A 19,802-nucleotide genomic window follows, 5' to 3' on the forward strand; every position below is an offset into this window, starting at 1 on the left:
GAGGCCGCAAGCGAACAGCCTCTATCCTAATCTGGAGTGCCGGATGTTTGCAAGGGGGGAGAGGAGCTGCGTTCCGACCTGCGAATGCTTCTCCATGCGCATGCCGATGCAATTCGGAAGCATCCTGGTCGTGGCCCTCCTCGTGGTCGACCTCGCGACGGCCGCGACGCCGGTGGCGGCGGCCCGCCACACCCCTCCCCGTCTTGCGTTGTGGATGGAGCCCGGGGCCAATCTTCGAATCCTCACGACCGTCGACGGTGTGGAGCGTACCCTCGATCGCGCGCGTGCCGCTGGGGTCGATGTGGTCATCCCCGAGGCCAAGAACGCCTGGGGATACGTCACCTATCCCAGCGCGTTCGCGCCCACCATCGATACGTCGCCAATCCCCCATTCGGCCCCCCCGGCCTACCCGCCGCCGACGGAGTGGTATCCGCACGGCTACGATATGTTGGGTACGATCGTTCGAGAAGCTCACGCGCGCGGGATGCGCGTCGACGCCGCGGTGAACACCTTTGGCGAAGGCTACTCACCGCTCGGCGTGGGGCCTGCCTTTGCGCACCCGGAGTGGCAGGCCACCGCGTACCTCGGCACGCGATCGATTCTGGCGCCCGATGGAACATCCTACGTACTCGCCGGAGTAGATGTTCCCCGGGAGGCGAACGCGCTCGTGCTCTACACCCCCGCCTCCGGCCCCTCCGCCCCTTCCTCCCGCTGGGGAGTCGAGGTGGCGGTAGAGGGGGGACACGTCACCGATGCGCGAGACCGCGCGGCGGGCGCCGCCGATCCCGGCCCCACCCCCATCCCACGCCACGGGTACGTGCTCTCCGCGCACGGCGACGCGGCACGCTGGCTGGCGCGCGCCCTTCCCGTGGGGGCCGCGGTCACCCTGGGCCCGGCGGAGGTCCGGATGGTGCCGTCCGCGGCGCACAGTATTTTCGCGTTCGCCAACCCGGCCGATCCGCGGGTCTACGGGTACGAGCTCGCGGTGATCTATGAACTGGTGACCCGGTACGACCTGGACGGCATCATCCTGGACCGAACAAGGTACCAGGACATCACCGAGGACTTCTCCCCCCTCAGCCGGGCGCGCTTCGAGGCGTTCGTGGGGCACCCCGTGGCACACTGGCCGCAAGACATCTACGCGTATGAGGCGAGCGGGTACTGGGTCAAGCGCGTGCCCGGCCGGCTGTACCGGCAATGGCTGGGGTACCGTGCGCACTCGATCCTGACGTTTACACGCGCCGTGACCGGGATGGTCCACTCGCTGAAACCGCAGATGGCGGTCGGGATGTATGTCGGCGCCTGGTATCCCGTGTACTACGAAGAAGGGGTCAACTGGGCCAGTCCGGAGGTGCACCCCCCCTACCCCTGGATCGGCCCGGAGTGGGTGCGGTCCGGCCTGGCACCCCTCCTCGACTACCTCATGATCGGCCTCTATTACCGCCCGATCACCGTGTGGGACGCACGCGCGCAGCACGCCAACCCCGAAACCAGCATCGAGGGAGGGGCGTGGCTCGCAACCTCGCTGGTCCAGGGAGCCACCCCCGTTGTCGGTTCACTCCTGGTCTCCCTGTACGACGGGGCACCCAATCGGCTGGCGCGGGCGGTGCGGACGTCGCAAGTCTGGACCCGGGGGACGATGCTCTTCGACCTCGTCTATCTGAACGAGGACGATCTGTGGCCGGGTGTTCCCAGCGCGGACGCGCCATAATCGGAAGGGGCCCCTCGGCGTGCGAGAGGCCCCTCCGCGTCCACGTGCGTTTCCGATCGATCGTTTCTTACGCGCTTCCTAAGGATCTGCGAGCAGAGAAAGCGCTGGTCTGCCCTCCAGCCGTACCGTCGACGTCCAGCTGAGCCGCAGCGTGGGCGACGGCCGGTGTAGGCGAACGCGCTACCCGGTCACCACCTCGCTTTGCGAATACTGGCGGCAGATCGGACGGTACAGCGAGGAGCGTCTACTATGATCCATCCGCATCACCTCCTTTTGTAACTAACCACAATCATGACGCCCACGCCCCTCTGCGTCAAGGGTTGTTTCGCCGAGCGGGAACGTGGGCATCTAATCTGCCCCGATGCTTATCGCTTCTTCGAGTGCGCCCGCAACCATACGGCGATGCCGTCGCGGGTGGAGGTCCCCCGGGCAACGTTCGTGATGAACTCGACCGACTCGTGGGCCGGGGTCAAGCTAAGCCGGTAGCCGGCTCCCTCAATAAAGAGCCTGGCGGCCTCGAGCGCCGTGCGCTTGTTGCCATCGTGGAAGACCTGGTCTCGGGTCAGCCGGTCCAGATAGAACGCCGCCATGTCCCACACCGACGGTTGGGGGCGCAGGGCGATCCGGGTCTGGACGAAGTTTACGAGCGAGTCCAGGCTCGGGGGATAAACCACGTTTTGCTCCCCCGCGAGGTACAGTCCTCCCGTGGCATGGATCATGCGCTGGTTAACCGTCTTTAGCTGTTCAACCGTAAGGTATTTCATCGTTTCGCCAACGCCTCCCAGACCGTTCGGTAGTCTCGAAGGCTGCGCTCTAAGCTACCGGTGAACACTCGTTCGCTCAGGGACTCAGGGGCGGGCAACGGCCTTGATCGGCGGGCTCCTGTGGACCGCGATCGTACCACTTTGATTCGGGTCCTCGGCGACGGGCGATTTCTGACAATCCGCCGCCGTCTGGCGCCGGATTTGTCCCGGGAGGCCGAAGATTTGGGCCGACGCGGCGAACTAGGCCGCCGCACGCGCGATTTTGTGGATGCACCTGGCATGTATGAACTCCCTCGAATTAATCTAGCATGGCTGTATAGTAGGTGCAATCCCCTATGGGGCTACCAGGCCTCTGAGGCCTCTAGACAGCGCACCAGCAGATGACTGAAAGCGAGGAATGGCAATATATGGAGCCAGGATGAGTACTGATGGAAAATCGTGGGATATATCTGATATTCAGCCGAATTTGGTCAAAAATCAAACAGCGCCAAAGAACGAAAGCCTGGTTAACACCGAGGACACCGGAGAGGCGCTTCCGGTGTCCTCAATCGCCACGAATGGGATGAACGGGTTGAATGTAGGGTGGAGTTAACCGACGACTCGGACGTTTTGGGCCTGCGGCCCCTTTTGCCCCTGGGTAATCTCAAACTCGACGATCTGGCCCTCCTCCAGGTTGCGGAAGCCCTCCCCGGCGATCCCGGTGTAGTGAACGAACACGTCCTTTCCTTCCTCTGGCGTAATAAATCCATAACCTTTCTCTCGATTAAACCATTTCACAGTACCCTTTGGCATACGCTCGTTCTTCCTCCCCCGGGGGCCGGTTGCCCTGATTCCGATCCCTTTATACCACGGCACCTCCGCGAATCCTGCCTGCAAAGCCTCCCCCGAGGGACCCCCCCGCTTCCCCGAAGCGCTCCAGCGTGTACCCCCGGAGGTCCTCGGGGAGCGTCTCGCCAACGACCACCGCGGCCATCGCCTCCCCGATCAACGGACAGAGGGTCACACCGCTGTGAGTTGCGGCCACGAACAAGTTGTCAACACCAGGCACCGCTCCCAGTATGGGCAACCCATCGTCCGGAACCGCCCGGATCCCGGCGAAGGCGCGGATGACCCGCGCCGTCCCGAGCGGTGGAAGCAGCCGGACGCCCGCACGCGCGACCTGCCTGATCTGGTCCAAGGCGGCCTCCCGGCTCATGCCCACCTCTTCCTGGGTGTAACCGAAGAGGACCTCTCCGGTGACCAGTTGCCGGGCGCCGTGTATGGTGTGACGAAGTAGCGGGGGCAGGGCTTCGCTTACCAGAACGTGACCCCGCACCTGGTGGATGGGGATCGCGACACCGATCTCCCGACCAATCTGCGGGGCCCACGGCCCCACCGCCAGCACCAAGGAGCGCACCTCGACCTCGCCCCGGGGGCTCTCGAGGAGAAAGCCATTGGCGAGGGCGCGGGTGGAGACATGGCCGCAGTGATACCAGGCGGTGGCCCCGTGGGCACGCGCCGCGGCTGACAACCGCCGCACCAAGAGGAACGGATTCACGCTGCCGTCGAGTGGCGAATAGGTCGCGCCCAGGATGCCGGGGGAGAGCGCCGGCTCCCGCCGCAGGACCTCGTCGCGCGGAAGCCAGCGCACCTCGATCCCGGCCGCCGTCTGACGATCCACCAGCACCCCGGCGGTGTGGGCGTCCTCCTCGGTCAGTGCGGGAGCGAGGCCCCCCGTCCGAAGGTACTCAATAGGGCCGATGGCCTCCTGAAGGGACGGAAAGCGCTCCGCGCTGCGCAAGTTCGCTCGAGCATAGGCGGCGGGCGCCTTCGTGTGAACCCACACCCACGCGGAGGTGGCGGACGACGTTCCTCCTCCCGGCCCTTCGCGATCGAGGAGGATGCAGGAAACCTGGCGGCGCGCCAGATGATAGGCGATCGAGCATCCGACGACCCCCGCCCCCAGGATGCCGACGTCGAAGGTCGACGGTTCAGCCATCGACCCCGGGCCGAGCCGCGGCCTCGCCGTCAGGGCCGGCAAGAGCGGACAGGGGAATCGGGCGAACCGGCGGGCGCACCCGAGGTAACGGCACTTGCCCGATCGGTACCCCCAGCGCTCCGCTGAGCCACTGCATGACCGGAGGACCGCACCGCCGCCACTGGCACACCCCCATCCCGCAGCGGGTCCACCGCTTCAACTCGTCGGGCGTCCGGGCGCCGTCGTCCAGCCCGGCCTGCAGCGCCGCCAGCGTCACGCCCTGACACGGACACACCACGGTCTCAGGCGGTCCCTGCCAGCGCTCGACGACCGCGTCGGGCATTGCGCCGATCACGATCGATTCCCGCGCCCTTGCGCACAGGGACGCCGACATCGCCCGGAGCTGACCCCAGGATTCTTCGATCTTCGCCTCGGGATCGGGAAGGAGATGGAGCCCGCGGAGGGCGGACCGCGCGGCGAGCCGCCCCGACTCCGCCGCCGCGCGCGGCGTGTCCACGCCTCCGCCGTCCCCGGCGATGTAGATCTCGGAGGTGGGGCCGTGCAGCGCCAGGGTCCGATCATATCGCGGGACGAATCCGCCGAGCCTGGGATGATAGACGCACGGGGTCCCCGCGAGCCGGACCAGATCCGTGAGCGGCTCGCGTGGAGATTCCACGCACAGCAGCCGGCACTCGTGCTCGGTCCCGTCCGCGAGCACCACCCGGTCCAGCGCTTCCTCCCCTCTCGCCCCGGCGACGGGGCCGGGAATAACGGGAATCTCCTGAGGAAGTCCCTTCGGGCGCTCTGCGCTCACCATCAGGACCTGGGTCCCTCGCTCGGACATTCGCGTCGCGAGCGTGGCCGCGTCGGCTCCCCCGACGACCACGGCAGGTCCGGCGGCCGGATCGACCTTGCCGGCGCGGACCAGTTCCCAACCCCCCTCCAGGGTATGGACCCCCCGCAGCGTCCACCCCGGAAAGGGGACGAGCCACTCGTGGGCTCCGGGGGCCAGGACGATCGCGTCGGCGGCGACCTCGCGGGTCCGCCCGGCGCGCAGCACGGCCAGGGAACGGCCGAAGATCCCCCAGACTGTACTCCCCCTCCACACTTCGACCGACCGGAGGTCGCGCATCAGTCCCTCGGCGAGCCCCCGCGCGCCGGGGACGATCACCGCGCGTCCGCCGAGCACGGGACGTTCCTCGATCAGGAGCACGCGCGCCCCCGCGGCCCGCGCCTCGCCCGCGGCGGCGAGCCCGGCCGGACCGCCGCCCACAACGGCGATTTGGACCCGAATCGGGGTCACGGTGACGACGTTCGCCGCAGGGCCGCCACGACGGCTTCGGGCACGATCGGCAACTCCTCGACGCGGGCGCCGCTGGCATCCATGATGGCGTTCGCCACCGCGGCGGCCACCGGCACGACGGGAGGCTCCCCCACCCCCTTCGCCCCGTAGGGACCCCGCTCCGACGGAACCTCCACCAGGGTCACCTCGATCGCCGGGACGTCTGCGGCGCGGGGGAGCGCGTAGTCGAGGAACGTCCCGGTCGCGACCGATCCGTTCTCGTCGTAGATCATCCGCTCGAGCAGGGCCCAGCCGATCCCCTGCGCCACCCCCCCGTGAATCTGGCCCCGCACCGCCGCTGGGTTGATCGCCCGCCCGACGTCTTGGACCACGGCGTAGTCGACAACCCGCACCCGACCCGAATCCGCGTCCAGCCGGATGCGGGCCACATGCGCGCCGAACGCCGGCGCCCGCTGGACGATCGCTTCGGAAGCGACGCCGAACAGCGGTGGATGAGCTGCGCCAAAACCAGAGGTGAGCTTCACGAGCTCGGCCACCGCAACGCTGCGCGTGGGGACGCCGCGGACGCGCACCGCGCCGTCGACGACTTCCAGATCCGCTTCCGCCGCCTCGAGTTGTGTGGCCGCCAACCCCAGGAGCTGACGACGCGCCTCTTCGGCCGCCTTGACCACGGCCGAGCCCACCGTGTAGGTAATCTTGCTCCCGCCGGACATCCCGGCAGCCGGCGCGCTGTCGCTGTCGGCCCCCACCACCCGGACTCGTGACACCGGAAGCCCGAGCATCTCCGCCGCGATTTGCGCGAGCCCGGTGGCCGTCCCGCTGATGTCGACCGAGCCAACGATGACCTGCGCGGTGCCATCGGGGTTCATCTTCACGCAGGCGCTCGCCGGCTCGAGACCGCCGAGCCACCCCCCGGCCGCGACCCCCACCCCCCGGCCGCCGCGGTCGCGATTGCGCCAGAGCGGCGTCTCCTGCGCGGCGCGGAGCACCTCGCGGAGCCCGATCCGCGGCCAGGAGTCACCGTTTGGCATGGGGTCCCCGCCCTGGGAGGCGTTCCGGATCCGGAACTCGATTGGGTCGAGCCCCAGCGAGCGTGCCAAATCGTCCATCACCGACTCGAGGGCAAACGCCGCCTGCGGAGCGCCGGGGGCCCGATAGGCGCCGACCGGCGCTTTGTGGGTCAGGACCTCACGCCCCTGGATATCCAGGTGGGGAGCTTGGTAGTTGCCGCCGAGCATCAACGCAGCGATGTTCAGCGGCGCGCCGGGGAGCGCGCCCGCGTCGAAGAGGAGGCGCGCCTGGATCGCGGTCACCGAGCCGTCTCGGCGCGCGCCAACCCGAACCTCCAGAGCCGACTGGGGCGCGGGCGTGGCGGTCCGGAACTCGTCGGAACGGGTCAGCACGACGCGTACCGGCCGCCGCAGCACCATCGCCATCGCCCCGGCGATAGGTTCCAGGAGCAGGATTTTAGCCCCGAAGCCGCCACCGACCGCCATCGGGACGATGCGCACGGCCGATTCCGGGAGCCCGAGCACCTGCGCGACGTTTTCGCGTGAGTAGAATAGCGCCTGGGTGGCCGTCCACACCGTAAGCCGCCTCGCCGCCGAATCGTAATCCGCGATGGTGGCGTGAGGCTCGAGATAGGCTTGGTGGATCACCGAGGTCCGGAACGACCGCGCAATCACCAGGTCTGCCTCGCGCAGCCCGCGGTCGATGTCGCCGCGCGCGAATCGAACCCGGCTCGTGACGTTGCTGGGCCTCTGGTCCGCCGGACCCTCGTCGACCTTGAGCGCCGCGTGGAGGCTCGCCTCGCCGCTCTTTCCCGCCAGATCGGGCTGCACAAGCGGAGATGCGGGGTCGGCCGCAGCGACCGGATCGATCAACACAGGCAGCGCGCCGAATTCCGCAGCGGCGGCAAGCCGCTCCAACCCGTCCGCCGCCGCCGCCTCGCTCTCCGCGACGATGGCGGCGACGGGCTCGCCGACAAATCGCACCTCTCCCTTCGCGAGCAGATAGCGTCCGCGCGCGTTGGGTACCGCGTCCCCGAAGGGCAGATCCTGCTCGCAGATCACCGCGACGACCCCGGGCACCGCCAGCGCGGCGGCGACCGGGAGGCGACGGATTCGAGCGTGCGCGTAGGGGCTCAAAAAAAGACGGGCGTGAAGCAGCCCGCGCATCTCCTCGTCCGCGACAAAATGTGTACGACCGGTGACTTTCTCCTCCCCATCGACCCGCGGGAGCGACCGTCCGATCGCCGAAAACGCCATGCGCGATGCCCCTCACCCGTTGTCCCCCAGACACACGATGAACTGCGGCGGCACGCTGGGGGCGCTTGACTGTTTCCAGCCCCGCCCGAGGGGCTCCTGCTCGCACGATCTCAAGGGAACCTGCCAACGTTTAGCGAACGCTGTGGGGAAAACTGGGTAAACACTGGGAGGGAAGTGGGGGGTCACGCCGGTCCACGGTCTCTCCCGAAGGGTCCACCCCGGGGGGTTCATGCCGAGGTTCCACCGACAACTTCAATGGTTTGGCCCGGTCCGCTCGTGGGGGCGCCGCGGGTTGAACCGCCGTGGAGCGTTGCTCCTTGGCGTCCTGCTGCTCACCCTGGTCGCCACGCGAGGGGGGATGCGGGCGCCGACCCCGGCCCCATCCGGCCCATCGGCCAGGGGCACCGGGGCACCCCCCCGGTCAGCCATCCCGCACGGGAGCGATCGGTTCCTGATCGTGGGACTGACTCAGGATCTGCACCGAACCGACTCCATCATGGTGGTGCAGTGGGATGCGGCACGCCAACAGGCCCGCATCCTCGGCGTCCCCCGCGACACCGGCGTCGTCATTCAAGGGATCGGGTACACGAAGCTCGTCCACGCTTACGCGACGGGCGGCATCGGTCGAACCCGCGCCGCCGTCGTCAAGCTCCTCAACATCCCAATCGCCCATTACTTCGTCTTCAGCATCCCCGCGATGCGCCACCTCGTCGATCTGATCGGCGGGGTCCCGCTCACCGTAGAAAAGCGCATGTTCTACAATGACCGGGAGCAGCATCTCTTCATTAACCTCCAACCCGGACCCCAGGTGCTGGATGGGCCGCGGGCGGAACAGTACGTCAGATTCCGCAACGATCCCGAAGGCGACATCGGGCGCATCCGCCGCCAGCAGCATTTCGTGCGCGCGGCACTTCAGGCGGTCCATCGGCCAACGGTGTGGGTCCGGCTGCCGCAGATCATTTCGACGGCACGTGCCGACCTCGGAACCGACCTGACGAGCGAGGATCTCCTGGGGTGGGCCCATGAGGTCGACCACCTCGCCACGGATGCCGTTTCGGCCCAGACCATCGAGGGCCACCCCGCCACGCAATTCGATGCGATCATGCGGATGCCGCTGAGCTTCTGGATCCCCGATATGGACGACTTGCACGCGAAGGTGCGCTGGCTTCTCACCGGCGTTCTGCCGCCGCCCAAGCCGTAGCTCCTGGCGGTCGCCCTCGGGTCGCGCGGCGAACGTCGAACCGCGCAACGCCAACGACGTTGGTACCGTGCCGGCCCGCGCCAATGGGCGTGGGGTTCGGCGGGCACCGGATCGACGTCAGTAGAGACCGCCGTTTACGTCCACAATCGCCCCGTGCATATGGCGGGCGCCCGGCCCGGCGAGAAACACGACCACGTCGGCGACGTCCTCCGGCTCAGCGATCCGTCCGAGCGGGGTCTTACGTGCGATCGCCCCCCGCTGGTCCGGCGTCATGACACGCGAGAGCAACGGGGTTTCAACCGGACCCGGACAGACGCAGTTGACGCGAACCCCCATCCCCGCCAATTCCACGGTGAGATGCCGGGTCAGGCCGATCACACCGTACTTCGAGCAGGTGTAGTGGGCACCGTTGGTGAGGCTGGCTCGCCGTCCGGCGATCGATGACACGAGCACCACCGATCCCCGGCGGCGCAGAATATGGGGCAGCGCTGCCTGTACGCAGAGGAAGGCGCCCTTCAGGTTCACGGAGAGCACCCGGTCCCAATTCTCCTCCGAGATCGTCAGAAACGGGTCGGGGAACCCGATCGCGGCATTCGCCACCAAGACGTCCACCCCGCCGCATTGCTCGACCGCGGTCCGGATCATCGCCTCAACTTGAGCGCGATCTGCCACGTCGGCCGCCACCGGAACGCACCGGCCGCCCTGCGATGCGATCGCGTCGGCCGTCTCCTTTGGAGGCTGCAGATCCGCGGCGACGATCCGCGCCCCGCTCGCCGCGAATCTCTACGCGGTCGCGCGCCCGATCCCCCCCGCCGCCCCGGTGATCACGATGGTCAGAGGCCCCGCCTCGCTCATCCGCAATCCTCCTCCGGCCGTACGCCGGCAGTGGTGTCTTCTCCTCTTAGGGAAATGCTGCCAGCGCGTCGTTGAGCAGCCGGGCAAACCCCGGCACGTCAAGCGCCTCGGCCACCCGGACGTTCGGGGGCAGGCCACGGGGAGAGCCGCCGATCGCGGCCGTGGGGTTGAATGCGGGGACGTGCCGCGCATCGCAGACCGTCATGCCGCGTGTGTATTCCCCTTCGCGCTCCACCACGACGTGCATCGGGACCCACGAGATCAGGGCCGGTTCCAGCAGAATAGCCACCGCACAGGGGTCGTGCAGGGGGGCCACAGCCGCTCCGGTCGACCGCCGGACTCCTTCAAGGTAGAAACGGAGCAGCGCCGCGATGGTCTCCCCCGTTCGCGTCCCGAGAGCGGCGAGGCCTTCGATCATTGGGGCGTCGACCGTGGCCTGGCGGGTGAGGTTCAACCCGCACATCCAGAGCGGGATCCCGCTGCGGAACACCGCGTCCGCCGCTTCCGGATCGAACCAGATATTGAACTCGGCGACCGGGGTCACGTTCCCGAGCGTGACGGACCCCCCCATCACACTGATCTCGCGGATTCGCTGGATCAGGTCCGGGGCCCGGCGCAGCGCTTCGGCGATATTGGTCAGCGGACCGGTGGCGATCAGGGTCACCCCATCGTGGGCGCGCGCCGTGTCGATGAGGAACTCCACCGCATGGCGTCCGTCGAGCCGCGCGCGGGGCGGAGGAAACTCGTACCCATCCAATCCACTCTGGCCGTGGATCTCGGGGGCGTGTCTGGGCTCCCCGGCCAGCGGACGTGCGCACCCACGGGCCACCGGGATGGGGAGCCGGGTAAGATCAACGATGCGCCGCGCGTTGAGCGTCGTTCGCTCAACGTCCACGTTCCCGGCAACCGCCGTGACCCCCAGCACATCGAAGTGCCGCGCCGCGAGCAGGATCGCCAGTGCATCGTCGTGACCGGGATCACAATCCAGGATGACCGACCGTCGTGCTGCAGAGTGGCCAGGCCCTTCCACGATCCCCCCCTCCGCGCCCCCGTACTCTCATGGCGTCTTCCGCCCCCGCGCGCCAACCCCCTTCGCGACGAAATCCTCGCACGGAATTCCCCCAACCCGCCGGCAATCATTCAGGGGGACGACGGGAGGAAAACCTCCGGTCAGGGAGCGTGTTGATCTGGGTAACTATAGTACACAAAGGTGAGTGCGAGGCGCGGAAATGACACATGAAGCAGGAGGTCGCGATGCGACACACCCTAGCGGCAATCACCCTCGTCCTGGCCATCGCGGTACCCGCGAGCGGGGCGCCGACGGTAGCGCTTCCATATAAACTCGCCGCGGACTCAGTCCCGGCACCCTGGTTCACTTCGGGGATCGTGGCGGGGCGGTTCGGAGGGGTCCCGGTGATTGGAAGTTTCCGGGGGACCTCATCCCTGGGCGTGTTAACCCTTACCACCCACAAGGCAACCTTCGCCTTCGGCAGCTACGCGTGCGCCCACGGCGTCTGCTCCTTTACCGGGGTCGTTGCCGGTCTCCGGGTGCGCCGGATCGCGCTCCCCCTCAACCTCCGCGGGGCGGGGCGCTTGATCGCGGGGGTCCTTCCCACCCGGCGGGCGTGGCTCTCGGCGGTGGCAACCTGGGCAAGGCTGCATCTAACCCGTGAGCAGCGGGACACGATCATCGCGGAGGTTGAAAAGGCCACCGGAACGTAGTGGCGGGGGCTACCTCAGACGAGCTGCACCCTCGAAGTGAAATCGCCTGCCTAGATAATTTGTCGGCAGGCCGCGGGATCGGGTTATCCGGGCGTCCCCTGAGAGGGATCGGTCCCGGGCGCACTCACGGGCGATGGGTCTTCGGGAATGGAGCCTGCGGCAGGGTCTCCTTGGTCTCCGGTAACTTTCCGGGCGTGCTTGCGGGCTAACTTGGCCTCCCGCTTCGCCTTTCGCTTAAGCTCCTTCGTCCGCTTAAGACTGGAATAGTTCGGGCGGGCCATTGGGCACGCTCCCTTGACCTCGAGTGGTTTCAGTATATCATGCAACGCCAGTTGGTGCCCGCGACGGCGATCCGATTCGACAGTCCACGCGCGGAATGTTACACTGCAGTAGTACCCCGCTCTACTTGGTCGTCTCGAGGCAGACCGCCGCCCCATTGACGCCAAACTACGCGCATGTGCAGGAGATGGCCGATGACGCGCTCCCCAAATCGAACCCGGGCCCGGTCGGTCTTCCGGGGCCGACTCTAGACGCATGCGGACGCGAGGCCCGAACGGGCCGGATCCCGAATGGCGCGAGCGAACCCTTCGCATTCGTGCCGCTGCCCGCAAAGGCAAAACACCGGCCGAAATCGCCGAGGTGCAGGGACTCCCCATTGCCACGGTGGGCCGAATGCTCGCCCGGGTCGATCATCCTCGTTTGTCCGATCCCGCAGATCTCCTTCAAACTCACCGGGAGAAACCGGGAATGGCTCCCGCCGACGTCCAAATGTATTGGCTCGGATTCCTCACGGCGGCGGGCCACATCTGGGGCCAGGGTTCCTCCCTCACCCTCGTCGTCACGTTGGGCGAGGAGTCGCGCGACTCGATCGAAACCTTGATCGCCGACCTCGCGACCGATCATGTGCGGTACGAGTTTTGCCGCAGCAATATCCTCGGCTGGCAGGTCTACCTGCGAGACGAAGCACTGTGCAAGGCCCTGTTTCCATGGGGTGTCCCCTCGGCCCTCCAGGGCGACGACCCCGCGCTACTCGACGACCTTCCCAAGGAGTTAGCCGGCCCATTCATCCGCGGCTATGCGGATGGGAGCCGGAAACCGCCGCACTCACCCAACGGCCGGAAGGACGATCGGTGTGTATGGTACGGTAGTCCGGAGATCCTCACGGGGATCAAATCGATGATCCAGCGGCTCTGGGGCATCTCGGGCGTCGTGTCGAAGAAGCCAGGGGGAGCCGAACTGAGGTTCACGAGCCACGGAGCCTGCCGCACCCTCCAGGCGCTATTGGACGCGTACCCCTCCCGCGCCCCTGCGGGGGCCCCATAGGGCCAGGAACCCTTTGCGTTTGCCCCTTTTATATGTCATACTGTACGGGCATCAGCAGGCTGAAAAGTCGGTTGGTAGCACGGATCATGACGAGGTGCGGCATGGCAGTGGGAACGGTCAAGTGGTTCAATTCGGAGAAAGGCTATGGATTCATCACCCCAGATTCCGGCACGAAGGATCTGTTTGTGCATTACAGCGCGATCCAGGGCGACGGGTACAAGTCGCTGAACGAGGGCCAAAAGGTCGAGTACGAAGAGACCGCTGGGCAGAAGGGGCCACAAGCCTCCAACGTCCGGGTGCTCGGGTAGATCGAGAGGAACCCGGAGATCGCCCGGGGACGCGCAACCTACGTTCGCAAGTGCTGACGCTCTAATAGCGCAAACAGCCGACGCAAGGTCTTGGCCGGGAAGGGGGTGGGTTCATACCCACCCCCTCTTCCTCGTGAGCGGCCGATGACCGGTTGAACAGCGACGAGGGAGGCATCCAAATGCGCCGTGAACCGTGCAAGGGATGTGGTCGGCCCAGGCCACCGCTCGCTATTGAACAAGGCGATGATTTCTGCTCTACCGAGTGTGCCCGGCGGCACTACGGCACTTCGTTGGCCGAACGGCACAGTGCCATTTCCTGGCGCAGGGACGCGCGGGGGAGAATTGCGACCGGACCCAGGACCGCACTTTCCGGACGGCCGCGGGGGCGAATGGCGTGACCGATTGGCTCGGGGGCGTTCGACCTCATACCCGCGAAGACGCGTCTACTTGAGCCCCTCGATGCGGTTGGCTTCGATCTCGTTGCCGAAGGTGTAACCGGCCACCCGCTTGACCTTCTCGAACGTACCGGTGACCTGCACCCTATCCCCGTTCGAGAGCCCCTGATGGTTCCAGGCGAACACCGCCACCGTAGCCGCTCTATCCGCGAGGCGAAACGTGGTGTACGGGTTTCCCGCTTTAGACATTCGCTCTTGGTAGTCGTTCACGGTCCCCGTCACGGTGACGATTTTCCCATCAAATTGCTCGGGGTCTTGGATAAGCGCGCGGACGCTGAGGGACGGGTCTGCTCGCGCGACGGTGACGCCGACCAGAAGCAGTAACGCCACGGAAAGCACCCTGTCCTTGAGGTGGTACATTGGATCACCTCTACCACACAGCGGCACGTGTGATGGCACTGGTGTACCCGTGTGACTGCCCTCAACGCCCAAGCTTTAGACGGGCGGATTTCGGGAAGATTGTCGCAAGCAGGACGCGGTGAACAAACTCCCAGGGGGGACGCGGGACCGCGTTCGATCACCCGCGACATTGGTGGGCCGGGGTCGGGAAGTGAGATCTCGATCGCGGAGCCCCATCTCCCTCACACGCCGGTGGGGTGTGCCGGGGGAATGACGGATCCCGAAACTTCGCAGGCTTCGCCTCAAGCGGGTTCGGGTCGGCTCAGGGCTCGGCGTGCTTGTCGAACCCATTCGCGGAACCCGGGGGCGCCGGGGTTCTCCCAACCTGCGCGAAATGAAAACGCCCCCCGCCACCACTGGGTGACGGGGGACGCCGTTTTGGACGGTCGTCTTACTGCGACTCTTCCTGCCTGACAACCCGCGCGGCGTCGTCCTGGGAGATCCAAATGCCGGTCTGCTGAAACGTCAAGTAGCGCAGAAACCCGGCGAGCGACATGCCGTTTGTCTCTGGGGTGTATGGCTGGAGACCCGTGACGTCCGGCCACCGCCCGCCAGTGGGGTGCGTTACCGTCGGCCCGACAAAATAACTCGGCACCTGAACGGGGGCCGCCGGGGCCTGCGGCGCCTGTCCAGGCGCTGACTGGCTCGGCTGCGGAGCTGGTTGGGACGGCTGGGCCGGTTGCGCAGGTGGAGGCGTAGACGGGGTCTGCGCCAGCGCGCCGGGCGCTAACGCTGCGAAGAGCAGGGCGACGGCCACTACAGTCATCAACGATTTTGTCATTCGCGGCCCTCCTTGGGTCTTGCTCATCCCGTATTGTATCATGGCGGCCAAAAGAAACATGCCCCACGCGCAGGCCGGATAGACCTCAGGTGTGCCGCACGCATGCGCTGACAGACCAAACCGGCGCCGCCAGGAATTGCCCGGCACTGGTCAGTGTGAATGCAATGTTCTACGGAAAGTGGGCGATTTTCGCCGCCACAAGGTCTCTCAACGATCAAGACGAATCCCGTGCAAGGAACGGACATGATGTACACACATCGGCGGGGGACACCATTCCAGCGTGGACACACCGGCGGGACATTGAAGGTTGGAGGGGCGGCACATCCCGAAATGAGCGCGCATCGATCTGCGGCAAAGTTGTAAATGGGCGCGCCGCGGGGTAGAGCGAGTTTGGGAGTTTACCCACGCCTCGGTCGGGGAGGGAGAATGGTGGCTGAACAGCTGGGTGACGCACACATTCACCGGTTTCTCGCGACAAAGGAAGTCGTTGTGCTCGCGACGGTCCAGCCGGACGGCTCTCCCCTTGCCACGCCGGTGTGGTTCCTGCACCGGGTGAATACCCTGACGATGATCAGCGAGACAGCCACCCAGAAGGTCAGGAATCTCCGGCGCGATCGCCGGGTCTGCGTGGTCGCGGATTCCGGGACACGATCGGACAATCAAGGCGTCATCATCCGTGGATACGCAGAGTTCCTCCCTGAGTCAACGGAGCAACAGGCGCTGGTCGAAGCGCTTCTGGAAAAGTACCACCCGGACCTCCGGCACCGGTGGGGAGGTGGAGTGATGCCGCAGGACCGGGTGATGTTCCGGATCGTCGCACAGCACGTGCGAAGTTGGGGGCTATCTCCTTAACCGTCCTCCCCCGCATCCCGTTTGCTCACGTCGCACCCCCGGCACTCATGGCTTCCTCTAAGGGCGGCATTCAGCCGGTCTCGAAGAGCGCTCGCTGCACGCGCGAGTCCCGATGGCGAACCCATGAGCAGCGGGGTGCCGAGGCAAAGAAGCACTCCCAACACTTCACTGCACCGAAACAGCGACCTGATCGCTCAATGCCCCCCGCACTGGCGTATGGTCGTTGTTGTAGAGACCGGCTTTCAACGTGTGTTTGCCGCGCGTAAGCTGAACATCGGCAACATTCGATGCCGAGATGCCGGCGAGTTTGCCGTCCACGTAGAGCCGCCAATGGCCCTCCCCCGCCTTCGCCGCGGTCCCCATGGCGACCGGATTCTCCTTGAATCCCTTGACCTTGACCCACACGATCAGGTACGCGCTCACCGCAGAGTGATTATGCGGGACGAGGATCTTAATTCCCGGTTGCCCGGAAGTCGGAACGTAGTGCATGGCGCTTTTCGGAGGGATGGTAATGGTGATTTCTGAGCTCGCCGCACCCGCCACCGGAGTATGATCGTTGTTGTGCAATTCCGCCTTGATGATATGTTTCCCGGCGGTAAGGATGGGAAAGGTATCATTCGGAATGGACACGACCTCATCGGCGGAAAGCCCAGCGAGCTTCCCATCAACATAAACGTGCCAATGACCTTCCCCCGGCTTGGCAGGTTTTCCAATCGCACCCGGATTAAGATCGAAGTTCTGCACCCTGGCCTCGATGACCATCTGGCTCCCAGACACAGTGGCACTATTCCGCGGAGAGACGATCCGAATCGAAGGCGCGGGTTGAGCGCCGGCTGGCACAATGAGTAGCGCTGCGAACACAAGTAACGTCACGAAAGTGATGGATCGTTGCATTCGTCACCACCTCCTTCTTGTACTGCAGATACCCCGCATGACACTGCCACAGACCTGGAAACAGACGACGTCGACTCACCGCCCCTCAAGAGCCGTCTCGGGTTGATCCGGGAACGCTCTACGCGGTGACGTGTGCATCAAATCTGCGTTCAGGTGGGAATTGAGCTCGGGCGCCGCGACTCATGTCGCAGACTGCCCAGGGGCGGAGGTGCCACACGGTATCGCGGGAGGCGGCGGTTTCGCTTGCGTTGGCGCCGCGGGCTAAATGACCGCGAATTCACAATCTCGTTTAACCGCAGTGGGGAGTGCACGGGAAACGACGAGAGTTGACGTTCGGGTCCGGAATGCATGTGGGGGAAACGACATCAACTCCTTCCCAACGTTTCCCCCGATTCCTCGTGGGGGCGTCCCGATCTTATTTCCCTCCCAAAGAGCGCGTTGCTGGCGCTTGGGGAAGCGTCGACGAGATCGGGCGAAACGTATCCATGATCTGTTGCAGCTGAGGCAGATCCCGCTGCACATTCTCCGGGCGGTCTGCGGTCGTGCCAACGATCATGAACGCCCGTCGACCCATGGTCACGCAGCTCTGAATGCTGCGTCGCTGCTCCCCCGTCGGAGCGCGCCACGTGTAGGATCGGGCGTATGCAGGGAACCCTCCGATCGTGGTTGGTCCCTGCTGAATTGTCGTCCACCTATGGATTGAGAACCGCATCACCGTGTCCGCTTCCCCAACACAAGCCTGAGGAGAAAGCGGCGAAAATGTGTCCTGAACAATCACGTCGACGCTGTCGGGGAGCCCTCCGGACCCGGCGGGCGCCTTCGCCGTCACGGCCGCGGCCCGGGTGGACGTAGAGGTTTGGACATTCCAGGTGGCCGGCACAGCAATCATAAACCGGCTCAGCGGGTCATGGACGCTCTTGAGCGTGGTCGCCTGAAGTACGCCAGGCATAGACACCGCGATGGCGCCACTTGTGACCACGGCAGCCAGCACCGCATCAATACGTTTCACGGGGTGATCACCTCATCTCGACGCCCCTGCCCCGGACGCCAGTAGATCTCACGCCTAAACGTACCTGGCACACTAACATCTTACCCCGGTGGCATAGGTGGCTAAACACGTAACGCGCGGGTAGGTCATCCTGTTCGGTAAGCTCCGGACACGCTTCGCAGATCGCAGAAACGCAAGTCGGCGCCCCCCCTCTCAATCGCCTGCCCACCCACAGATCGGAGATGCACGGGTGTCCCTCGGATCCATTCGCTCGAAGATACGACCATCTCTCTGCCGCAGAGAAACCCGGGCGCATGGTTCGGCAATCGTCGCGTCAACCGCGGACTTCCCAGGTTTGTCTCGCCGCTTTAAGGGGAAAAAATACACGCAGGGTCGGCCGAACAGGGTTGAAGACGACCCCTGATCTCGGAGATCCTGCGTGTACCACCCACGGCGGAACCTCAGATCTCACCGATCTTGCTCCAATCTCCTCGACGACCTGAGAGGTGATTCCATGCAGCGGCCACAGCACAAACCCGAGAAGATGCCGCCCGACAAGCAGTGGCGAGTACGGTTCGAAGTCCGGCACGAATATCCGTCACCTGCGATTCCGAACGCAATGGTCAATTTGCGTCAGGACTTGGGCGATCGCCTGATTGACATTCTCAGTGGGTTTGGGCTGCTGGCGATCCTCGTCCGCGTGGTTGCCCAATCGAAAGAGGAAGCCGAGCTCTATGCAAGGAAAATTCTCCTCCCACTGCTCCCCCACAGCGGACTGGGATATTTTGCGATCACGCGGATTGAGGGCAGAGAAATGCGATAGCTCGCCCCCGGGCCGAACGGGTCGGTGCGCTCCTACAATCCCCAATCAGTCGTATGGACGCGAGATGATTTCAGCGAGCGCTCCCGCTACCAGCACACCGCCGAGGATCAGTATCCCGATAAGGACGCGCCGGGTCGAGCGCCCCCGCCAACAGGCTACGGGTGCAATATTCATCGCCGGGATCACCGTGATGCCTTCGAGAGCACGTCTTGCGAGATCCGCTTGCTCAGCCCTAGCAGCGCAACATTGACGGCAGCATTGGCGCTCTCCTGACCCCCAAGCGCCCCGACAGGAATGTGCGCTGTATGTACGTATGTTCCCCGCGAAAAGGTCACGATCAACGTATCGTCGCCGGTGACTTCGATGCTCCCCACACCAACATCATCCCGGCCGAGGGCGGCGACAGCTTGCTCAACCACGCCACGATACTTCTTGAAGTCCTTGGCTGCAATCATCTGTCTCCTCCTTCTCCCGGTGCGATTGGTTCCCGTTCCTTCAGTTGAGGCGCCGGTGTCACCCGCTCAGGTATGGCGCTGGCCCTCTGACTGTGCCCTACCGTATTTTCTTCCCCACGTACCACCCTTCCAATCCCGATGCGCGAGAGAGCCAGACGGACGTAGGGTTTTCTCCTTCCCCCACCCCGTCGGGGCCCTCGAGGATCGCCTCAGCGATCCACACAGCCAACAGACAGTCAAGACGGTCAATGAACTCTGACACCCGTTCCCGCTGTATTTCGCTCGGGGTCACGGGACCCGGTCGCCACTGTCCGAAGGCGATGGTCGGCTGAAACGAGGCGTAGTGTCGCATATCGTTATGCATTCTCGCCCCTGCCCCCACGGCCCATCAGGGCATGGGGTGGCCGCAGGTCCAACTTCACGATGCTCACCTTCTCAAATCGACCCCAAAACCCGGATGGCCTCTCATTGCCGCCGAAAATGTCCGCCACCCCCCTAACCCGATAAGCTAGTGCAATGTCCGAAATGTATTGATACTTAACGATGGCTGGTGTATGCTCCATGCATGAGCCGACCCGCCGCGCCCCTGACGGTCCTGGAGGAGCAACGTCGTGAGATTCACCGACACCTGCGCCAACGCACGCTGCCCATGGGACGAGCGCTCCGCCTGCGCGCCGTCTTGCTGGCGGCGGACGGCGCGGGGCCGAGTGTGATCGCGGAACGGCTGGAGACCAGCCGGATCAG

18 protein-coding genes and 1 pseudogene are annotated in these 19,802 nt (G+C 65.4%); 7 read left to right on the forward strand and 12 right to left on the reverse strand.

The window, feature by feature from the left end:
- Positions 1 to 106 precede the first annotated feature (106 nt).
- Positions 107 to 1,711 (forward strand): alpha amylase family protein, encoded by a 1,605-nt coding sequence (locus VKV57_10775; protein HLW60391.1) that lies wholly within the window; start codon positions 107 to 109, stop codon positions 1,709 to 1,711.
- 365 nt (positions 1,712 to 2,076) lie between these two features.
- Here VKV57_10775 and VKV57_10780 read toward each other — a convergent pair whose 3' ends face one another.
- From VKV57_10780 to VKV57_10800, 5 genes are all read right to left on the reverse strand, one after another.
- Positions 2,077 to 2,475, reverse strand: coding sequence for a type II toxin-antitoxin system death-on-curing family toxin (locus VKV57_10780; protein ID HLW60392.1), 399 nt, complete (start codon positions 2,473 to 2,475; stop codon positions 2,077 to 2,079).
- Positions 2,476 to 3,063: 588 nt separating this feature from the next.
- A complete protein-coding gene (locus tag VKV57_10785; protein HLW60393.1) occupies positions 3,064 to 3,267 on the reverse strand; it encodes a cold-shock protein in 204 nt (67 codons plus the stop codon).
- A 49-nt stretch (positions 3,268 to 3,316) separates the two neighbouring features.
- On the reverse strand, positions 3,317 to 4,453 hold the full coding sequence (locus tag VKV57_10790; protein ID HLW60394.1) for an FAD-binding oxidoreductase: 1,137 nt from the start codon (positions 4,451 to 4,453) through the stop codon (positions 3,317 to 3,319).
- On the reverse strand, positions 4,446 to 5,735 hold the full coding sequence (locus tag VKV57_10795; GenBank protein ID HLW60395.1) for an FAD-dependent oxidoreductase: 1,290 nt from the start codon (positions 5,733 to 5,735) through the stop codon (positions 4,446 to 4,448). Before VKV57_10795 ends, VKV57_10790 begins: the two co-directional genes overlap by 8 nt.
- Complete coding sequence (locus VKV57_10800; GenBank protein ID HLW60396.1) at positions 5,732 to 8,002, reverse strand: xanthine dehydrogenase family protein molybdopterin-binding subunit; 2,271 nt, start codon at positions 8,000 to 8,002, stop codon at positions 5,732 to 5,734. The genes VKV57_10795 and VKV57_10800 overlap by 4 nt, the downstream gene beginning before the upstream one ends.
- Positions 8,003 to 8,231: 229 nt before the next feature.
- Here VKV57_10800 and VKV57_10805 point away from each other — a divergent pair, with 229 nt between their 5' ends.
- On the forward strand, positions 8,232 to 9,203 hold the full coding sequence (locus tag VKV57_10805; protein HLW60397.1) for an LCP family protein: 972 nt from the start codon (positions 8,232 to 8,234) through the stop codon (positions 9,201 to 9,203).
- Between the two features lie 117 nt (positions 9,204 to 9,320).
- On the opposite strand, the pseudogene VKV57_10810 reads toward VKV57_10805, so the two are convergent.
- Positions 9,321 to 9,974, reverse strand: a pseudogene (locus VKV57_10810) (SDR family NAD(P)-dependent oxidoreductase).
- 130 nt (positions 9,975 to 10,104) lie between these two features.
- The gene (locus tag VKV57_10815) at positions 10,105 to 11,088 is read right to left on the reverse strand and encodes a nucleoside hydrolase (GenBank protein HLW60398.1); all 984 of its coding nucleotides are present in this window, start codon (positions 11,086 to 11,088) and stop codon (positions 10,105 to 10,107) included.
- Between the two features lie 224 nt (positions 11,089 to 11,312).
- Here VKV57_10815 and VKV57_10820 point away from each other — a divergent pair, with 224 nt between their 5' ends.
- From VKV57_10820 to VKV57_10830, 3 genes are all read left to right on the forward strand, one after another.
- Positions 11,313 to 11,780, forward strand: a complete 468-nt coding sequence (locus tag VKV57_10820; GenBank protein ID HLW60399.1) for a hypothetical protein — start codon at positions 11,313 to 11,315, stop codon at positions 11,778 to 11,780.
- A gap of 747 nt (positions 11,781 to 12,527) precedes the next feature.
- On the forward strand, positions 12,528 to 13,103 hold the full coding sequence (locus tag VKV57_10825; GenBank protein ID HLW60400.1) for a hypothetical protein: 576 nt from the start codon (positions 12,528 to 12,530) through the stop codon (positions 13,101 to 13,103).
- Positions 13,104 to 13,204: 101 nt separating this feature from the next.
- Positions 13,205 to 13,411, forward strand: coding sequence for a cold-shock protein (locus VKV57_10830; GenBank protein ID HLW60401.1), 207 nt, complete (start codon positions 13,205 to 13,207; stop codon positions 13,409 to 13,411).
- Positions 13,412 to 13,854: 443 nt separating this feature from the next.
- Here the strand turns inward: VKV57_10830 and VKV57_10835 are convergent, their stop codons facing one another.
- On the reverse strand, positions 13,855 to 14,226 hold the full coding sequence (locus tag VKV57_10835; GenBank protein HLW60402.1) for an OB-fold nucleic acid binding domain-containing protein: 372 nt from the start codon (positions 14,224 to 14,226) through the stop codon (positions 13,855 to 13,857).
- 430 nt (positions 14,227 to 14,656) lie between these two features.
- Positions 14,657 to 15,046, reverse strand: a complete 390-nt coding sequence (locus VKV57_10840; GenBank protein ID HLW60403.1) for a hypothetical protein — start codon at positions 15,044 to 15,046, stop codon at positions 14,657 to 14,659.
- 429 nt (positions 15,047 to 15,475) lie between these two features.
- On the opposite strand from VKV57_10840, the gene VKV57_10845 reads away from it, so the two are divergent.
- Positions 15,476 to 15,898 (forward strand): pyridoxamine 5'-phosphate oxidase family protein, encoded by a 423-nt coding sequence (locus tag VKV57_10845; GenBank protein HLW60404.1) that lies wholly within the window; start codon positions 15,476 to 15,478, stop codon positions 15,896 to 15,898.
- A gap of 165 nt (positions 15,899 to 16,063) precedes the next feature.
- Here the strand turns inward: VKV57_10845 and VKV57_10850 are convergent, their stop codons facing one another.
- Positions 16,064 to 16,660, reverse strand: coding sequence for a hypothetical protein (locus VKV57_10850; GenBank protein ID HLW60405.1), 597 nt, complete (start codon positions 16,658 to 16,660; stop codon positions 16,064 to 16,066).
- A gap of 547 nt (positions 16,661 to 17,207) precedes the next feature.
- On the reverse strand, positions 17,208 to 17,801 hold the full coding sequence (locus VKV57_10855; protein HLW60406.1) for a hypothetical protein: 594 nt from the start codon (positions 17,799 to 17,801) through the stop codon (positions 17,208 to 17,210).
- Positions 17,802 to 18,294: 493 nt separating this feature from the next.
- Between VKV57_10855 and VKV57_10860 the strand changes: the two genes are divergently transcribed.
- Positions 18,295 to 18,603: a hypothetical protein gene (locus VKV57_10860; protein HLW60407.1), complete on the forward strand. Its 309-nt coding sequence runs from the start codon at positions 18,295 to 18,297 to the stop codon at positions 18,601 to 18,603.
- 182 nt (positions 18,604 to 18,785) lie between these two features.
- Here VKV57_10860 and VKV57_10865 read toward each other — a convergent pair whose 3' ends face one another.
- A complete protein-coding gene (locus VKV57_10865; GenBank protein HLW60408.1) occupies positions 18,786 to 19,058 on the reverse strand; it encodes a hypothetical protein in 273 nt (90 codons plus the stop codon).
- Positions 19,059 to 19,802 lie beyond the last annotated feature (744 nt).

Source organism: bacterium (assembly GCA_035307765.1).
GTDB lineage: Bacteria > Sysuimicrobiota > Sysuimicrobiia > Sysuimicrobiales > Segetimicrobiaceae > Segetimicrobium.

Excerpts from the sequence above, each read along its gene's own strand:
- VKV57_10840 (HLW60403.1), bottom strand. The coding sequence starts at position 15,046 with ATGACAAAATCGTTGATGACTGTAGTGGCCGTCGCCCTGCTCTTCGCA.
- VKV57_10860 (HLW60407.1), top strand. The coding sequence starts at position 18,295 with ATGCAGCGGCCACAGCACAAACCCGAGAAGATGCCGCCCGACAAGCAG.
- VKV57_10820 (HLW60399.1), top strand. The coding sequence starts at position 11,313 with ATGCGACACACCCTAGCGGCAATCACCCTCGTCCTGGCCATCGCGGTA.
- VKV57_10780 (HLW60392.1), bottom strand. The coding sequence starts at position 2,475 with ATGAAATACCTTACGGTTGAACAGCTAAAGACGGTTAACCAGCGCATG.
- VKV57_10775 (HLW60391.1), top strand. The coding sequence starts at position 107 with ATGCAATTCGGAAGCATCCTGGTCGTGGCCCTCCTCGTGGTCGACCTC.
- VKV57_10830 (HLW60401.1), top strand. The coding sequence starts at position 13,205 with ATGGCAGTGGGAACGGTCAAGTGGTTCAATTCGGAGAAAGGCTATGGA.
- VKV57_10835 (HLW60402.1), bottom strand. The coding sequence starts at position 14,226 with ATGTACCACCTCAAGGACAGGGTGCTTTCCGTGGCGTTACTGCTTCTG.
- VKV57_10825 (HLW60400.1), top strand. The coding sequence starts at position 12,528 with ATGGCTCCCGCCGACGTCCAAATGTATTGGCTCGGATTCCTCACGGCG.
- VKV57_10785 (HLW60393.1), bottom strand. The coding sequence starts at position 3,267 with ATGCCAAAGGGTACTGTGAAATGGTTTAATCGAGAGAAAGGTTATGGA.
- VKV57_10800 (HLW60396.1), bottom strand. The coding sequence starts at position 8,002 with ATGGCGTTTTCGGCGATCGGACGGTCGCTCCCGCGGGTCGATGGGGAG.
- VKV57_10865 (HLW60408.1), bottom strand. The coding sequence starts at position 19,058 with ATGATTGCAGCCAAGGACTTCAAGAAGTATCGTGGCGTGGTTGAGCAA.
- VKV57_10850 (HLW60405.1), bottom strand. The coding sequence starts at position 16,660 with ATGGTCATCGAGGCCAGGGTGCAGAACTTCGATCTTAATCCGGGTGCG.
- VKV57_10805 (HLW60397.1), top strand. The coding sequence starts at position 8,232 with ATGCCGAGGTTCCACCGACAACTTCAATGGTTTGGCCCGGTCCGCTCG.
- VKV57_10790 (HLW60394.1), bottom strand. The coding sequence starts at position 4,453 with ATGGCTGAACCGTCGACCTTCGACGTCGGCATCCTGGGGGCGGGGGTC.